The organism is Pseudomonas sp. TWR1-1-4 (genome assembly GCF_049897165.1).
GTDB classification, from domain to species: domain Bacteria; phylum Pseudomonadota; class Gammaproteobacteria; order Pseudomonadales; family Pseudomonadaceae; genus Aquipseudomonas; species Aquipseudomonas canadensis.
This window is the reverse complement of the sequence record NZ_JAFCVS010000001.1, coordinates 141866-156433: the sequence shown is the minus strand read 5'-3', so window position 1 is coordinate 156433 and position 14568 is coordinate 141866. Positions and strand designations below refer to the sequence as shown.

General features: G+C 58.4%; 15 protein-coding genes. 9 read left to right on the top strand and 6 right to left on the bottom strand.

What is annotated here, in order from left to right; all coding sequences use genetic code 11:
* Positions 1 to 44 precede the first annotated feature (44 nt).
* The gene (locus ACP7C6_RS00705) at positions 45 to 521 is read right to left on the bottom strand and encodes a hemerythrin domain-containing protein (protein ID WP_426108084.1); all 477 of its coding nucleotides are present in this window, start codon (positions 519 to 521) and stop codon (positions 45 to 47) included.
* A 267-nt stretch (positions 522 to 788) separates the two neighbouring features.
* Here ACP7C6_RS00705 and ACP7C6_RS00700 point away from each other — a divergent pair, with 267 nt between their 5' ends.
* On the top strand, positions 789 to 995 hold the full coding sequence (locus ACP7C6_RS00700) for a PLDc N-terminal domain-containing protein (RefSeq protein ID WP_028616597.1): 207 nt from the start codon (positions 789 to 791) through the stop codon (positions 993 to 995).
* A gap of 58 nt (positions 996 to 1053) precedes the next feature.
* Here ACP7C6_RS00700 and ACP7C6_RS00695 read toward each other — a convergent pair whose 3' ends face one another.
* Positions 1054 to 1614: a type 1 glutamine amidotransferase domain-containing protein gene (locus ACP7C6_RS00695; protein WP_028616596.1), complete on the bottom strand. Its 561-nt coding sequence runs from the start codon at positions 1612 to 1614 to the stop codon at positions 1054 to 1056.
* Between the two features lie 202 nt (positions 1615 to 1816).
* Here ACP7C6_RS00695 and ACP7C6_RS00690 point away from each other — a divergent pair, with 202 nt between their 5' ends.
* The 3 genes from ACP7C6_RS00690 to ACP7C6_RS00680 are packed head-to-tail and all read left to right on the top strand — an operon-like array spanning position 1817 to position 3182.
* Positions 1817 to 2029, top strand: coding sequence for a hypothetical protein (locus tag ACP7C6_RS00690; protein ID WP_028616595.1), 213 nt, complete (start codon positions 1817 to 1819; stop codon positions 2027 to 2029).
* Between the two features lie 2 nt (positions 2030 to 2031).
* The gene (locus tag ACP7C6_RS00685) at positions 2032 to 2463 is read left to right on the top strand and encodes a DNA methylase (protein WP_236321097.1); all 432 of its coding nucleotides are present in this window, start codon (positions 2032 to 2034) and stop codon (positions 2461 to 2463) included.
* Entirely contained in the window at positions 2460 to 3182 is a 723-nt protein-coding gene (locus ACP7C6_RS00680; protein WP_426108081.1) for a DUF72 domain-containing protein, read from the top strand. The genes ACP7C6_RS00685 and ACP7C6_RS00680 overlap by 4 nt, the downstream gene beginning before the upstream one ends.
* On the opposite strand, the gene ACP7C6_RS00675 is transcribed toward ACP7C6_RS00680, so the two are convergent.
* On the bottom strand, positions 3162 to 3947 hold the full coding sequence (locus ACP7C6_RS00675) for a DeoR/GlpR family DNA-binding transcription regulator (RefSeq protein ID WP_338567581.1): 786 nt from the start codon (positions 3945 to 3947) through the stop codon (positions 3162 to 3164). The genes ACP7C6_RS00680 and ACP7C6_RS00675 overlap by 21 nt on opposite strands.
* 121 nt (positions 3948 to 4068) lie before the next feature.
* Here ACP7C6_RS00675 and ACP7C6_RS00670 point away from each other — a divergent pair, with 121 nt between their 5' ends.
* A complete protein-coding gene (locus ACP7C6_RS00670) occupies positions 4069 to 5229 on the top strand; it encodes an alpha-hydroxy acid oxidase (protein ID WP_122684636.1) in 1161 nt (386 codons plus the stop codon).
* 192 nt (positions 5230 to 5421) lie between these two features.
* Here ACP7C6_RS00670 and ACP7C6_RS00665 read toward each other — a convergent pair whose 3' ends face one another.
* Entirely contained in the window at positions 5422 to 6348 is a 927-nt protein-coding gene (locus ACP7C6_RS00665; protein WP_028616590.1) for an alpha/beta hydrolase, read from the bottom strand.
* Positions 6349 to 6511: 163 nt separating this feature from the next.
* On the opposite strand from ACP7C6_RS00665, the gene ACP7C6_RS00660 reads away from it, so the two are divergent.
* Together ACP7C6_RS00660 and ACP7C6_RS00655 are read left to right on the top strand one after the other, a co-directional pair.
* Positions 6512 to 7369 (top strand): SDR family NAD(P)-dependent oxidoreductase, encoded by an 858-nt coding sequence (locus ACP7C6_RS00660; protein ID WP_068934238.1) that lies wholly within the window; start codon positions 6512 to 6514, stop codon positions 7367 to 7369.
* A gap of 11 nt (positions 7370 to 7380) precedes the next feature.
* Entirely contained in the window at positions 7381 to 7968 is a 588-nt protein-coding gene (locus tag ACP7C6_RS00655) for an NUDIX domain-containing protein (protein WP_068934236.1), read from the top strand.
* A 152-nt stretch (positions 7969 to 8120) separates the two neighbouring features.
* Here ACP7C6_RS00655 and ACP7C6_RS00650 read toward each other — a convergent pair whose 3' ends face one another.
* Together ACP7C6_RS00650 and ACP7C6_RS00645 are read right to left on the bottom strand one after the other, a co-directional pair.
* Complete coding sequence (locus ACP7C6_RS00650; protein ID WP_028616587.1) at positions 8121 to 8444, bottom strand: contact-dependent growth inhibition system immunity protein; 324 nt, start codon at positions 8442 to 8444, stop codon at positions 8121 to 8123.
* A complete protein-coding gene (locus ACP7C6_RS00645; protein WP_426108315.1) occupies positions 8441 to 13108 on the bottom strand; it encodes an RHS repeat-associated core domain-containing protein in 4668 nt (1555 codons plus the stop codon). The genes ACP7C6_RS00650 and ACP7C6_RS00645 overlap by 4 nt, the downstream gene beginning before the upstream one ends.
* 222 nt (positions 13109 to 13330) lie before the next feature.
* Between ACP7C6_RS00645 and lexA the strand changes: the two genes are divergently transcribed.
* The gene (lexA, locus tag ACP7C6_RS00640) at positions 13331 to 13948 is read left to right on the top strand and encodes a transcriptional repressor LexA (protein WP_028616585.1); all 618 of its coding nucleotides are present in this window, start codon (positions 13331 to 13333) and stop codon (positions 13946 to 13948) included.
* Positions 13948 to 14562: a translesion DNA synthesis-associated protein ImuA gene (gene imuA / locus ACP7C6_RS00635; protein ID WP_016980372.1), complete on the top strand. Its 615-nt coding sequence runs from the start codon at positions 13948 to 13950 to the stop codon at positions 14560 to 14562. The genes lexA and imuA overlap by 1 nt, the downstream gene beginning before the upstream one ends.
* The last annotated feature ends 6 nt before the right edge of the window (positions 14563 to 14568 follow it).

The following is a 14568-nucleotide window of genomic DNA, read 5'->3' as shown; positions in this document are numbered from 1 at the left end:
GCATCAAGAGCCTGAGTTTCCTCAAGGCTCGGGTCATGCCTCGATCAGGCCGCCATTGGCTTGGTCGACTGCAATTTTTTATGCGCCGCTTTCATCGCTTCCATTTCAGCGCCCAACTCTTCAAGCAACGCTTTGCCCAGCAGTTTTTTCGCCTGCGGGAACATCTCGGTTTCTTCTTCCTCGATGTGGTGTTCCAGCAGCTCCTTGACCACTTTTACGCGACCGGAAAACTCCGTAGTGGAAGGTTCGGTCTGCTTCAGATCCGGCAGTACCAAGGAATCGACAGTGCGGTGCTCCTCTTTGGCTTCGTGATACATGATGTCCTGCTCCTTGCCACCGACCTTCCTGAACGCCGGGTAAAGAATTTCCTCTTCGAGCTTGGTGTGCAGGCTTATTTCCGCTTCCAGCTTGGCCAACAGCTCAGTGCGTTTTTTAACCCCGCGTTCGGTGGATTCACTCAATTGGGTCAACAGGGCCTTCACGCGTTCATGGTCGGCTTTGAGCAGGTCAATGGCATTCATGGGTGACACCTCACGGAAATATTCAGGGCATGTCGAAATGCATGCCTCGTCCCGTACTCAGGTGCATCAGTTGTACCAACTTGAGCTATTTTGAATTCATCAAGTAATTCAATGGCCTACGATAAGCTGAAGGTGGAGCGTGTCGTGCAGGTTGCATGGTGTTGCCTGTGACACGTTGCATTCCACAACCCGTGCCAGTTGACGCAAATTTTAATGAACCCTCGCAGCCATCGCTTGACCTAATGCATACGACCTAGGAGGTGAAGCATGGAAATTCAATACATCTGGATCGGGTTGGCGGTGATTCTGCTGCTCTTGGAACTATGGGCCATCAATATCGTACTGCGCAGCACGGGGGGCTGGGAGTCGAAAGGATTGTGGCTGGTCATTCTGATTTTTGTGCCGTTGTTTGGGCTTATCGCCTGGGCGATGTTCGGGCCCAAACGCGAGATGCCCGAGCAGCGTAAAAGTTGAGTCAGGCCTAAATAGACAACAGGCGCCATTGCGGCGCCTGTTTTCGTTCTGCTCGGAGTCAGCCGGCTACAGCTTTGGCGATTGCCTCGCTGAACGCTGACAAATCGTCCGGTGTACGCGACGTGATCAACGTCCAGCCGTTGGCCTGGCATTCCTTGACCTCGGCATCGACCCAGCCTGCGGCGCCGGCGTTTTCCAAGTCGATACGTACACTTTTATAGGAGGTCAGGGTCTTGCCCTTGATCACACCTGCATCGATCAAGGCCCATGGCCCGTGACAGATTGCCGCCACGGTTTTACCCGCTTTGACGAACTCATTGATTAACGTCAGCGCCGCCGCATCCTGGCGCAAGGTATCCGCGTTAACGGTGCCGCCGGGGATCACCAGTGCATCGAACTCGCTGCCCGATAGCTCGGACAGCGCCGCATCGGACTCTACCGTCTTGTCTTTCTCGGTATCGCCGACGAAGGTCTGGGTCGTGCCGCCTTTGCTGGAACCGTGGGTCACTGTCGCGCCATAGCCGCGCAGCGCTTCCAGGGGCTTGAGCAGTTCATCGCGCTCGATACCGGTGTTGGACGTGATGACCAGAATCTTCTTGCCGTTAAGGTTTGAACTCATGATCGAGTGTCTCCTGATGGGGGGGAAGGATGGATGGGGTATGGGAGAGTTGATCCGGCCCGGGCGGCAAAGGTTTAAATTAATTTGCGCTTATTTCTTGGATGGTTGGCGCGGTCAATTTCCTTGAACTATCCAAGGCTGAAGGCTTCTGCTGCATAGGTGCCCGATATTTCTGCGGGCATTCATTGATTGGAGAAACACCATGACTGCCGATAAGACCCCAGCACCCATCAGCTCCGAAGAAGCTCAGCAGGGCACTGATAAAGCCACAAAAGGCCAGACCCTGGAGCGCCCAAATCCCAACACCGAAACCGTCGATAAAGTGCTGACGCCCACCTCGATCAAGGACACCGAGCGCCAGACCAATGCCATCAACGAGCAGGCCGCCAAGGCCGAGCGCAAGCTGGGCCATTAAACATGGCCCGATCTATCACCGCGTTGGAGTTGGGCATCGAGCTCAAACCCGACGATGATGACGGCCTCTTCAAGTGGTTTATCGCCAGCTTCCTGATGGGCAAGCGCATCCAGGCACCGATTGCCGCACAGGCCTACAAGGTGATCGTTGAAGAGCAGGGCCGCGACACGGCGCGCAAGCTGCAGCACTGCACATCGCGTGAGTTGGTCGCCATGCTCGGGCGCGCGCATTACGTGCGCTATGACGAAACCACCGCGCAACGTTTGCTCGACCTCAGCGCCAAGTTGAGTGCTGAGTACGCGGGAAAGATCACGCATATGCGCAGGGCCAGCGAGAGCCGAGCGTCCTTCGAAAAGCGCCTTGGGGAATTCGATGGTGTGGGGCCCAAGACCATCGAGATTTTCATGCGCGATGCCGCCAAGGTGCTGTTTTGACGGCAACCCTGTTTGTGGGCTGTGCCGGCTGGAGTTTGCCGCGTGAGTACTGGGCAGCATTTGCCGACGAGGGCACGCATTTGGAGCGTTATGCTTCGCGCTTCAATGCGGTGGAAATCAACAGTTCGTTCTATCGTCCGCACTTGGCGAAGACGTACGCGCGTTGGGCGCATTCGGTGCCGTCGGGCTTTGGTTTTTCGGTCAAAGTGCCCAAGCGCATCACGCATGAATTGCGCTTGCAGGGCTGCGAGGCCGCACTGGATGCGTTTCTCGAGCAATGCCTGCAACTGGGTGAAAAATTAGGTTGCCTGCTGGTGCAATTGCCGCCTTCGTTGAATTACGAACCGGTTGTTGCCAACGCATTCTTCACGCTGTTGCGCCGACGGTTTACAGGCGCTGTCGTATTGGAACCACGGCACGCGAGTTGGTTAGCGGCTGAAGAGATGCTGCAGGATCTGCAAATTGGGCGAGTGGCTGCCGACCCGCCGGTCATCGAGGCGGGAAATGCTCCGGCCGGTTGGCAGGGCGTGCATTATTGGCGCCTGCACGGAGCACCGCGTATCTACCACAGTGGTTATGGGCCTGAACGCATTCAAGCGTATGCGCGTTTATTGAGCGCGTCTGTTGCGGCTGGCATTCCCACCTGGTGCATCTTCGACAATACCGCCAGCGGTTTGGCCACGCCCGACGCGCTGTGCCTACTCGACTTCCACGCGTAGCACTTCCAACCCTAGTTGCTCATACGCCTCCACACTTGGTACATGCCACTCGGTAATCAACGTGTGAATACGGCTGCACGGTGCCACCACAAAAGGCTCCACGGCACCGAGTTTGTCGGCCATGGTCACCGCTACCACATGGGAGGCGCTGTCGAGCAGAGCTTGTTTGACCGCCACCTCATCAAAATGCAGCGAGCTGATGCCCACTTGCGGATGCAGCGCACACACGCCGGTGAACAGTAAATCGGCCTTGATGCCCTGGATCATGCGCACAGTTTCATGGCCGCTGGTGGACAGGGTCGCCGGGTTGAGCTGGCCGCCCGTGAGGATCACTTTCACATCGGGATGGTCGGCCAAGGCGATGGCGATCATGGGCGATGTCGTGACCACCGTGAGGCGAATCGAGCGCGGCAATGACTGGGCAATCTGCAGCGTGGTAGAGCCGGAATCGAACAGTACGATCTGCCCATCTTCCACACGGTCGGCGGCCAGCCGCGCAAGGTGACGCTTGGCTTCGCTGGTCTCGCCGACGCGGGTGAAGAAGTCTTTGCCGGTGTCTTTGGGCCGGGGCAGGGCGCCGCCGTGGACGCGTTGCAACAGGCCGGCGGCCGCGAGTTCGCCGAGGTCGCGGCGGATGGTGTCCTGGGACACGGCAAAGTGTTCCACCAGCTCGGAGGCGGTGACTTTGCCATCGCGCTCCAGCAGCAACAGGATTTTCTGTTTGCGCAAAGAAGGCAGGTCGATGTCGTGATGAGTGCTGTGCATGTTTGTGCGCTTTTTTGCGGGTTTCTGCGAGGTTAGCCGTACGGCTATCTAAACGCAATGGCTGGTTGCGCAGCCGATGGGCAGTTACTCTCAGCATTCAGTTCAGGGAGAGGTGACCTAGATGTCGTTGATTACAACCATCGAAGATTTACGCAAGCTCGCGCAAAAACGTGTCCCACGCATGTTCTACGACTACGCTGATTCCGGCTCCTGGACTGAGAGCACTTACCGGGCAAATGAAAGTGATTTTGCCAGCATCAAGTTCCGCCAGCGGGTGGCGCGCAACATTGATGAGCGCTCGATCCGCGCCACGATGATCGGCCAGGAGATGGCCATGCCGGTGGCACTGGCACCCACCGGATTGGCCGGTATGCAGCACGCCGATGGCGAGATTCTGACCGCGCGCGCCGCCGCCGCATTTGGCCTGCGCTACACCTTGTCGACCATGAGCATCTGCTCCCTGGAAGACATCGCCGAGCACGTCGGCCAGCCGTTCTGGTTCCAACTCTATGTGATGCGCGACCGCGGCTTTATCGAACAACTGATCGAGCGGGCCAAGGCTGCCGGTGTGGATGCGCTGGTGCTGACCCTCGACCTGCAGATCCTTGGCCAGCGTCACAAGGATTTGATCAATGGCCTGTCGGCGCCGCCGAAACTGACCTTGCCGAATATCCTCAACATGGCCACCAAGCCGCGCTGGGTGATGGGCATGCTCGGCACTAAACGCCGGGGTTTCGGCAACATCGTCGGGCACGTGAAAGGCGTGGCAGACATGAGTTCGCTGTCTTCCTGGACCGCCCAGCAGTTCGATCCGCGCCTGAGCTGGGACGATGTGGAGTGGATCAAGAAGTGCTGGGGCGGCAAGTTGATCATCAAGGGCATTCTTGATGTAGAAGACGCTCGCCTGGCAGCGAACGCCGGTGCCGACGCACTGGTGGTGAGCAACCACGGTGGCCGTCAACTGGACGGTGCGCCTTCGAGCATCAGCCAGTTGCCGGCGATTGTCGAAGCGGTGGGTGAGCGCATTGAGGTATGGCTCGACGGTGGCATTCGCTCCGGCCAGGACGTGCTCAAAGCGATGGCATTGGGCGCCAAAGGCACCATGATCGGCCGCCCGCATTTGTATGGTTTGGGCGCGATGGGCGAGGCGGGTGTGACCAAGGCGCTTGAGATCATCGCCCGTGAGTTGGACGTGTCGATGGCATTGTGTGGGTATAACGATATACGCGATGTGAATCGCGAGATTTTGTTGCCCGGTACATTTCCTGAAAGCGTTTGCTGAGCAAAAAAAACGTAAAAATATAAAAAGAGTTGTCCACGAAAACCGTGGGTATCTCTGTGGATAACTTTGCGAAGCCCCGGCAGGGTTGGCGATTTCGGCAGAGGTCATTATTTGATCAACTTCTGTTTTGGCCCAGTATGGGCAGGGTTTGCGCTTGACACGCAAGCGCGAACCCAGTGCCGAAATACGCTTTTACGAGTCTGCGCTTCGACCTGTGGAGTGTGTGGCAACCTGGTCCGGCATCTTCGCGTGCATCAGTTTTTCCAGCGCCTGGCCATAGCTGCGACCGGCCAGGCTCATGCTGTTGTTATGGCTGGCACCGGGCACCAATAACAGCCGCTTGGGTTCCTGGGCAGCTTCAAACAATTGCTGGCTGAAACGCGGCGGCACGTAGCGATCATCAAGGCCATGCACCACCAGCAGCGGCATATGGATATCGGCAATCTTGTCAATGGAATCGAATTTCTGCGACAGCAACCAGCGCACCGGCAACGAGGTATTCGCCACGGCCGTGGCCACATCTGCCAGCGACGTGAAGGTGGATTCGATCACCAGCCCGCGCACCGGCAGTGGAGTCTGTTTGCCCAGCTCGGCAGCCAGGTCGATGGCCACCGCGCCCCCCAGGGAATGTCCGTAGATCAGGCGCTTATTCGGGTCCGGTTGCAGCACCTGGAAACGTTCCCAGGCGACGCGCGCGTCTTCGTAAACCGTGGTTTCCGAAGGCAGCTCGCCGTGGCTCTGGCCGAAGCCGCGATAGTCGATAGCCAGTACCGAATAACCCAGGGCGTGCAGCTGCTCGATGCGAAACAGTTGCCCGGTGAGGTTCCAGCGCACGCCGTGCAGGTAGAGGACCGCGGGCGCGTCTTTGTTGTCCGCCGGGTACCACCAGCCATGGATATTCTGTCCGGCTTTGAAACTGGCCGGCTTGAGTTCGAACTCTTGCACCGCCTTGGGCAAGCCGCTGTACCAACTGGCGGTACCCGGCTCGATGCGAAACACCAGTTCGCGCTCCTTGTGTTGCAGCACCGCGCAACCCACCGGCAGGCCGACGATCAACAACGCCATGCACACCATGGGAAACCAGCGCAGGCTCAGGCGCGAGAGAAAACGAGAGGACATGAAGGTTCCAGGAAAAAGGTGAAGCAGGGGTTTTACCAGATGGCCCAGCCAGGCAGGAATTAATTCGACAGCCGTCAACGGGGATTGCTTGCAAAGTATTACAGCATTGAACAAGGCGCGCCGAGGTTGTTAGGGTGGGCGGCCCGAACAGGAGAGCAAGCACATGGATTTCACAGGCAAAATTGCAGTCATCACCGGCGGTGCACGCGGGTTGGGTCTCAGTTACGCACGGGCTTTGGCCCAGGGCGGCGCACGGGTGGTGATCAGCGATATCGGTGCCGACAATGCCGGCGCGGGCAGCGATGCCTCGGTGGTCCAGGCCGCGGCAGAAGCCTTGCAGGCCGAAGGCTTGAACGTGATCGGCCACGGCGGTGACCTGTCCACGAACGCGGGTTGCGAGCAACTGATCGCCTACGCCATCGAGGCCTTTGGCCAACTCGACATCCTGATCCACAACGCCGGCTGGGTCGGTTACCAGAACATCGCCGACCTTGACGCCGCGTTCCTGCAACGCGCCATGGACATCAATCTCTACGCACCGCTGTGGCTGTGCAAGCACGCCTGGCCGTACCTGCTGCGCTCATCTGCGCCGCGCATCATCCTCACCACCTCCGACCGCGCCATGTACGCACAGTATGAGCAGACCGGCCTGGTGGCCTACAGCGCGGGCAAGATGGCGCAACTGGGGATCATGAACGCGTTGAGCCACGAAGGTGCTGAGGCCGGGATCAAGGTCAATGCAATCTCACCGGTCGCCAAGACGCGCATGTGGGGCGTGACCGAAGAACCGGACGAACTCAAGCCCGACTGGGTGACGCCGGGCGTGCTGTTTCTCGCCTCCTCGCAGTGCGAGGACACGGGTTATATCCTGCGCGCCAGCAACGGCCAATTCACGGCCACGCGCTTCACCGAAAACCCAGGGGTGGACTACCCGCGCAACCTCGCACGGATCAAGGCGAGTAGCGCCGAAGCAGTCGCTGCTGCCTGGAACAGCATCAAACAAACACAACCCTTTTCTTGAGAAACCCGAGCATGGACAACAGCCCCGTTCGCATCACCGCCGAAGAGACCCTCTCGGAAAACTGGTACCTGCTGAAAAAATACAGCTTCGACCTGCGCCGCCGCGACGGCAGCTGGCAAACCCAGACCCGCGAGGTATATGACCGCGGCAATGGCGCGACCATCCTGCTGTACAACCGCGAGCAGCGCACGGTGTTGCTGATCCGCCAATTTCGCATGCCGACGTTCGTCAATGACTACCCCGGCTACCTGATCGAGGCGGCGGCCGGTTTACTCGACAACGCCAGTCCCGAAGAACGTATTCGCCTGGAAGCGGAAGAGGAAACCGGGTATCGCGTGGGGCATGTGGAGAAGATCTATGCGGCGTTCATGAGCCCGGGGTCGGTGACGGAGCGGATCCACTTTTTCATGGGTGAGTATCAGCCGGGGGATCGGGTGGGGAGCGGTGGTGGGCTGGAAGAGGAGGGTGAGGATATCGAGGTGCTGGAGCTGGGGTTTGAACAGGCGCTGGGGATGGTGCAGAGCGGGGAGATTGTGGATGGGAAGACCATAATGCTGTTGCAGCATTTGGAGTTGCGGATGCTCAAAGAAGGGTGGTGAATTCGCTGATTAGCGGGTGAATACGATCATTGTGGTGAGCAGGCGGTGCCGAATTAACTAAAAAAACCATTGCCCGGATTGGGGCCGCTGCGCGGCCCAACGCGAGCAAGCTCGCTTGCCACAGGAGTGGGTCTCGCTTTATTAAGCGTCGTTTAGTTTTTTTCATTTTTCATTTGGAGGATTCCATTTTTCAGTATTGATACGACATGTCTCAGCCAAGTGATTCCGTCGGGCCATTCGCTGCGATAATAATAATAGCAACCGATATCACTGAATAAGTAATTTTCGAGCTCTTGCTCTGTCGTTCCACTTCGCATTAGTTTATCTAGTTCTTCTTGCACTTCTAATAGCGTATCTTCAGATGATTCGGAGATAAAATATTTAATAACGTCGTCCGCTTTTTTGTGGTCATCAACCCAGTCTTGATTGAAGTAACCCGCAAGAAATTGCTGTAGCTCAGGATAGTCTTGATTCATGGGTTTGGAAATCCAGTATGAATTCGGTAGCCAGTATGCATTTTATGATCTCTACGGATTATCAGTTGAATTTCCTTTCCCGGAAGCGCTGTTGTGCTGTTCTTTTTAAAGCTCGTGCCTACGGGGTAGTTGGTTTTTTGAGTGATGACGGTTTGATTCTTTGTTCCCTTTAAAAATTTATCGATTTTTGCTTTGTTTTGATCCAGTACAGTCGATACTTCATGCTCTGCGCTGGCTCTGTCATGGAAAGTAGAGGCGGCTGGGATGTGTGGTTCTTGTTTCAAACGGTCCAACAATTGTTTGTCGCTTCTACCTATGTGCTTTTCCATTAAATGTCCTCCTGCCTTCTCATGTGCATCTAAACCTCCTCCCGGAACTATTACGCTATAGGGCCCTTCAGGACAGTTCGTGTTCTTACAGTTTAGGCCTAGAGGATCTATCCATCCGATTGGATTCTGCGCGTACTGATACGCGTTGATGCCTCCTGCCAGTTTCACCGGATCAGGCGTCAGGTAGCGACCGACATCCGGATTGTAGTAGCGATGACGGTTGTAGTGCAGCCCACTTTCTTGGTCGAAGTATTGGCCTTGGAAACGAAGCGGATTGTCCACTTTTCCTATGTCGAGACGGCTGATTTCGCCGTAGGCGCGGTAGTGGGCGGACCAGACGATTTCGCCGTTCGGGTCGGTGAGTTCCTGCGGCGTACCGAGGTGGTCGAGTTGGTAGTGGTAGGCCTTGGTTTCCTTTGGACCAAAGCCTTCCAGCAGCGCCAATGGCCGGAAGCTGTCGGGCTCGTAGAGGTAACTGCGGTGGCGATCCGTCTGGTGTTCGGCGATGAGTCTGTCGCCTTGCCAGAAAAACTCGGTAGTTGTGCTATCAACGGTTTTGCTGATGCGCCGGCCAAACGGATCGTAGCGATAGCTGGCGGTCTGGCCGTTGGGTTTTTTGATGCCGATCAGCCGGTGCTGGCAGTCGTAGCGGTATTCGGTGACGAGTTGATGGCCTTTGCCGCGTCGTTCGCGGATGAGGTTGCCGAAGGCGTCGTAGTCGTAATGGTTGTCGCCTTGGATCATCAGGCGGTTGCCGGCCACGATGTCGGGGCCGGGGCGGTTTTGCATGAGCAGGTTGCCGGCGGGGTCGTGGCCGAAGCGTTCTTGCTCGCTTTGCGAGTGGTTGGCCCGGGTGAGGCGGTTTAGCGGATCGTAGTGGTAGTGGTGGTCGCCTTTGTGGGTGTCGAGCAAGCGGGTGAGGTTGCCGGCTTTGTCGTAGTCGTAGTGGCGTTGGTAAAGCGTGTGTTGCTGTTGGGTAACGGCGTGGGCGTGCAGGCGTTGTTGATCGTCGTAGTGGTAGTGGCTGATCAGTTGGCCTTGTTGGCGTTGGTGTTCCTGACCGGCCTTGAACAGGTGGGAGGTAAGGGTTTCACCGTTCAGTTCGACGGTGACTAGGTGGCCGCCTTTGCCGTGGTTGAACGCCACCCGATTGCTGTCGGGCAGGCGTAGGTTTTGCAGTTGGCCGCAGGCGTCGTAGCCATAGCGCAGCGTGCCCCAGCCTTGGTGTTCGGCGGTGAGACGGTTTTGGCTGTCGTACTCGTAGGCCAACGCCCAGTGGCCATCCTCGACGCTTAGGAGATTGCCCTGACGGTCGTAGGCGTAATCGACCCGGTTGCCATCAGGCAGGGCTTTTCTTACGAGCCGTCCGGCATAATCGCGCTCGTAACGGGTAACCAACTGACTGCCATCATCGCCGTGTTCGGTCTTTTCCTGCAGGTTACCGTTGAGGTCGTAGAGGTAAGCCGTGCGCTGGCCGTCAAAGCCGGTTTCCTGCTGGATCAGGCCGTTGGCGTGATACTGGAGTCGGTAGGTTTCGCCTACCTCGTTTTCGATTTCGGTCAGCAGCAAACGAGTGTTGTCGTAACGGTATTTGACCTGAGTGCCATCAGCGTTGATGCGACGGCTGATCAGGTGCAGGCCGTCGGCGTATTCGTAGCGGGTGACGTGGCCGAGCTCATCGCGCTCGGAGGTGATTTTTCCGTAAGCGTTGTAGCTGTATTCCCGTGTGGCACCGCCGGGCTGAGTCAGTTTAAGCAAGCGGCCTGCGGCGTCCCATTGATACTGGGTCAGCACGCCATGTTCATCCTCGCGCGCAGCCTGCCGTCCAAGGCCGTCATAGCGATAGCGCTTAACGCCGCCATTCGGCAACTGCTCTTCAAGCAACTGACCACGCTCATTCCAGACCAGCCGATGACAGCTGTGATCTGGATACCAAACCTGGGTCAGTTGCCCGCGTTTGTTGTAGCTGTAGTCAGTCGAATGGCCGTCAGGATCGGTCTTACGCGTAACATCGCCCTGTTCATTACGCTCATATTTCCAGACCGCCTGACCCCGCCTTACAATCCGTACGAATCCATTGTCATGCTCGTAGGATGTTGGCTCATCATCCCCAAGAAACACCGCCACCAAACGTCCAGCTTCGTCGTACTGGTAGGCCGTGATCGCCCCCAACGGATCCTGCTCAACCGTCAGCCTTCCCTTGTCATCGTAGGATTTGAAGTGCTCAGCACCGTCAGGATCCACCCGCTGCACCAGCCGCGCCCGCTGGTCATGCACGTAGACTTCCTGGCTGCCATCGGCGTTAAACACCGTGACCTGGCCGTTGTCATCCCAGGCATACCGCGTGTCCATCTGCGAGAAACTGGCCCAATGGCGGACACATCGCGCGGACTTGCCAGACCTTTCCCACTCCCAAAAGAAACTCGCGCCACCGGCCAAGCCACGCTCAAGAATGACGTGCTGCTCGTCGTACCGATAAACCTCGCTTTCGCCTACCGCATTGGTCGCAGAAACCAACCGACCCGCCACGTCATAGGCGTAGGAAACAACGTTCTGCTCCGTCACCCAGACAAACGGACCGTCATCGACGGCCCGCTCAATCTGGTAGTCCACCGCCACAATGCGACCCAACGCATAGCGCAAAAACAACGAGCGCCCGACGCCGTTATCCAGCCGCTCAATCTGCCCCAGATAATTCCGGGAAATGCGCAACCGGTTGTCATACGCATCGCTGATCGCCGTCAGCACACCGTCGCGAAAATGGTAGAAACGCGCCCCTTGAGACAGGACTAACTCATCGGGCAATGACCCCAAGTAGATCGCCGCTTCGGCCAGGCTGTTGGTAATCGCCGGTCGAGAGTTAGAAGGCAGGGGCAGGGTAGTCGACCGATTCTCATGATCCGTCCACACCACCGAATCCCCGGAAACACTCAGCCGATGCGCCAGCGAGTGACTCCAGCCAAACCCCAACCCACAATCCACTTCCACCGCGCTGGTGCGATACAACCGGGTCCACTCAAACGGCAAGATCCCGTCCAGCGCGCCATCGGTGAGGGTCAGCAGTTCCTCACCCGTGACCATCGACACCGGGCAACCGTTAGTGGCGGTCTTGTCCGACGATGCCGCCGCATCCCCAGCCGGATTCTTCCCAACAGCAGGCGCATCATCCACATGTTCCTGGCGCACCAACACCGTCCGCTGGGACTTGTCCCGCACCAACGGCACCGCGTTGGCAACCACCTGATCCCCAGCCTTCAACGGCACATCCGGAATCGTCCGAATCGGCGTCGCCGAGCTACCCAACAACATGGGCTTGGCCGCTTCGACATGCGCGTCCAACCGAGGCCCTGCCAGTTGCTCAGCCAACATCCCCAGCCATTTGCGCACCCGACCGGATTTGATATGCCCCATCACCTGGGCGCCGAGGCGCACCGCCACGCCCATGCCCGCCGTCGCCCAGATCAGCACCAGGTTGATCAGGATCTCTCCGGTGATCTCACCCATCACCTCGTTCATCTCCTGCGGCGGCAACATCCGAATCCAACTGCAAATCGCCGATACATAAATGAACAGCAGCGGCTCATCGCTGAGCATCAACAAGCCTTTTGCGATGGACTCGCTGCCCAGTTTCAGCAGTTCATCCAGTTCGGTTTGGGACAGGTAGTGCAGGAGCTTTTCGCTGTTGGGCTTGAGGTCGGCCAGCAGGTCGCACAGCTGGGTGAGGTTGTCCCAGAGGTTGTAGAGCGCCTTGCCCATGCCGCGCAGAAACGCCGCCTCCAGCATCCTGCGTTGATCAAGCGGGCTCGCATCGGTGTAGTCTTTCCACAGCGCCTGGAAGGTGCCCGTCCATTCGTTGCGCAGACGGATTTCCAGTTCATCAATCACTGTCTGATAAGACGCATACAGCGCCTTGACGTGATCCTTGGAAACATTGGGATAGAAGCTGACCCGGTAGTGCTGGTTGCGCTCACACTCGTCGATTTCGAGAATGCCGCTCGGGCCGATGGTCTTGTGGATTGGCTCGCCGAGTGGGCCGCCGTTGGGGTCGACGCGTTGCAGAATCACCGGCGTGTTGCCGATGGGCACAAATCGCGTGCTCTGGAACATATGCACCAGGGTCAACGTGCCGTTGGCCTGGCAGGTAGCGACGGTGCTGCTCGGGTGAAGAGAGCGGTTGATCGGCGCGACCAGCGCCACTTCGTCCCCGACCTTGAAGACCTGCTCGACATCCAGCGCCGAAAAGCGCCAAAAGCTCGATGCCCAGTCGTCAAAGGTATTCAGGCATTCCCGGAAGTCGCGAAAGACAGCCTCGACATCAACCGTTTTCACCTGCATTGGGGTCAGGGCCAGCCTGCCAATGGCCGGGTTCAAGAAACAGCTCCAACAAGAAAATCCATCCGCAATCCCTCGCACTGTGTATTCAGGCGAGGGACTTTGCTGAGGTTCTAAGGGGAGGGGAGTAGAGCTAATCCGGCCGATACGTGGGACGTTTCGACAAACCTTGTCGTCCCCCACACGACTAGCGGCTATTGTCAGAAAATTCCCACAGGAGTACAAATGTACTCCATGACGACTCTAACCCCCCGCCGTACCGCCATCCTGACCTTTATCCGCGACCGCATCGCGCAGCAAGGCCAGCCTCCCAGCCTCGCCGAGATCGCCGAGGCGTTCGGCTTTGCCTCGCGTAGCGTGGCGCGCAAGCACGTGCTGGCGCTGACGGAAGCCGGGTTTATCGAGGTCAACCCGAACCAGGCGCGCGGTATTCGCCTGCTCAATCAACCGAAGCGTCCGGAATGGCTGGATGTACCGGTGCTAGGCCGTGTGGCTGCTGGTTTGCCCATCGGTGCCGATGCCGAAGTGCACAACCGCCTGCAACTCGACCCATCGACCTTCGCGAAAACCCCGGATTACCTGCTGCGTGTGCAGGGTGATTCGATGATCGAGGACGGTATTCTCGATGGCGACCTGGTGGGCGTGCGCCGCAGTGCCGAGGCCTTGAACGGGCAGATTGTGGTGGCGCGCCTGGACGGTGAAGTGACTATCAAGCGTTTCGAACGCCATGGCGACAGTGTGCGTTTGCTGCCGCGCAACCCCGCGTATCAACCTATTGTGGTCGGGCCCGATCAGGACCTGGCGATCGAAGGGGTGTTCTGCGGCTTGGTGAGGCAAGGCTGATGGGCGCCGTGGTTGCACTGGACACGCTGTTCAATGGCGGGCGTGTCTGGAAAGGCCGGCCCGCCGCGCCTCCGGCCAGTGTGTATCCCACCGGGCTGGCAGCGCTGGATGCGGTATTGCCCACGGGCGGCTGGCCGGAGGCGGCCTTGAGTGAAATCCTCATGGCCAAGGAGGGGGTGGGCGAACTGCAACTGGTGCTGCCAACCCTGGCCCGTTTGTCAAAGGCGGGCGAGCGCATTGTGTTGGTGGCGCCGCCCTACACGCCCTATCCGCATGCCTGGCAGAACGCCGGGGTGGATCTGCGCCTGCTTTCGGTGATCCAGGCCGAGGAGCGCGATGCCTTGTGGGCGGTGGAGCAATGCCTGCGTTCCGGCAGTTGCGGTGCGGTGTTGTGCTGGCCGCGCAAGGCTGATGACCGCGCGCTGCGGCGCTTGCAAGTGGCGGCGGAAACCGGGCAGACCCTGGCCTTTGCCTGGCGTGCCTTGAGTGAGGCGGTCAATTCATCACCGGCCGCCTTGCGCCTGGCCGTGGAGGCCAAACCTGCGCAGGTGCGGGTGCTCAAGTGCCGGGGCGGCCTGGCCCATCCGGCGCCGATTGCACTGGCGGGGCATTGAGGTTGC

What these genes read in the sequence shown, in the direction of transcription:
- ACP7C6_RS00660 (WP_068934238.1), top strand. Translation starts at nt 6,512, where the DNA reads ATGGATTTCACAGGCAAAATTGCAGTCATCACCGGCGGTGCACGCGGG.
- ACP7C6_RS00650 (WP_028616587.1), bottom strand. Translation starts at nt 8,444, where the DNA reads ATGAATCAAGACTATCCTGAGCTACAGCAATTTCTTGCGGGTTACTTC.
- imuA (WP_016980372.1), top strand. Translation starts at nt 13,948, where the DNA reads ATGGGCGCCGTGGTTGCACTGGACACGCTGTTCAATGGCGGGCGTGTC.
- ACP7C6_RS00685 (WP_236321097.1), top strand. Translation starts at nt 2,032, where the DNA reads ATGGCCCGATCTATCACCGCGTTGGAGTTGGGCATCGAGCTCAAACCC.
- ACP7C6_RS00665 (WP_028616590.1), bottom strand. Translation starts at nt 6,348, where the DNA reads ATGTCCTCTCGTTTTCTCTCGCGCCTGAGCCTGCGCTGGTTTCCCATG.
- ACP7C6_RS00655 (WP_068934236.1), top strand. Translation starts at nt 7,381, where the DNA reads ATGGACAACAGCCCCGTTCGCATCACCGCCGAAGAGACCCTCTCGGAA.
- lexA (WP_028616585.1), top strand. Translation starts at nt 13,331, where the DNA reads ATGTACTCCATGACGACTCTAACCCCCCGCCGTACCGCCATCCTGACC.
- ACP7C6_RS00690 (WP_028616595.1), top strand. Translation starts at nt 1,817, where the DNA reads ATGACTGCCGATAAGACCCCAGCACCCATCAGCTCCGAAGAAGCTCAG.
- ACP7C6_RS00675 (WP_338567581.1), bottom strand. Translation starts at nt 3,947, where the DNA reads ATGCACAGCACTCATCACGACATCGACCTGCCTTCTTTGCGCAAACAG.
- ACP7C6_RS00695 (WP_028616596.1), bottom strand. Translation starts at nt 1,614, where the DNA reads ATGAGTTCAAACCTTAACGGCAAGAAGATTCTGGTCATCACGTCCAAC.
- ACP7C6_RS00670 (WP_122684636.1), top strand. Translation starts at nt 4,069, where the DNA reads ATGTCGTTGATTACAACCATCGAAGATTTACGCAAGCTCGCGCAAAAA.
- ACP7C6_RS00705 (WP_426108084.1), bottom strand. Translation starts at nt 521, where the DNA reads ATGAATGCCATTGACCTGCTCAAAGCCGACCATGAACGCGTGAAGGCC.
- ACP7C6_RS00645 (WP_426108315.1), bottom strand. Translation starts at nt 13,108, where the DNA reads ATGCAGGTGAAAACGGTTGATGTCGAGGCTGTCTTTCGCGACTTCCGG.
- ACP7C6_RS00700 (WP_028616597.1), top strand. Translation starts at nt 789, where the DNA reads ATGGAAATTCAATACATCTGGATCGGGTTGGCGGTGATTCTGCTGCTC.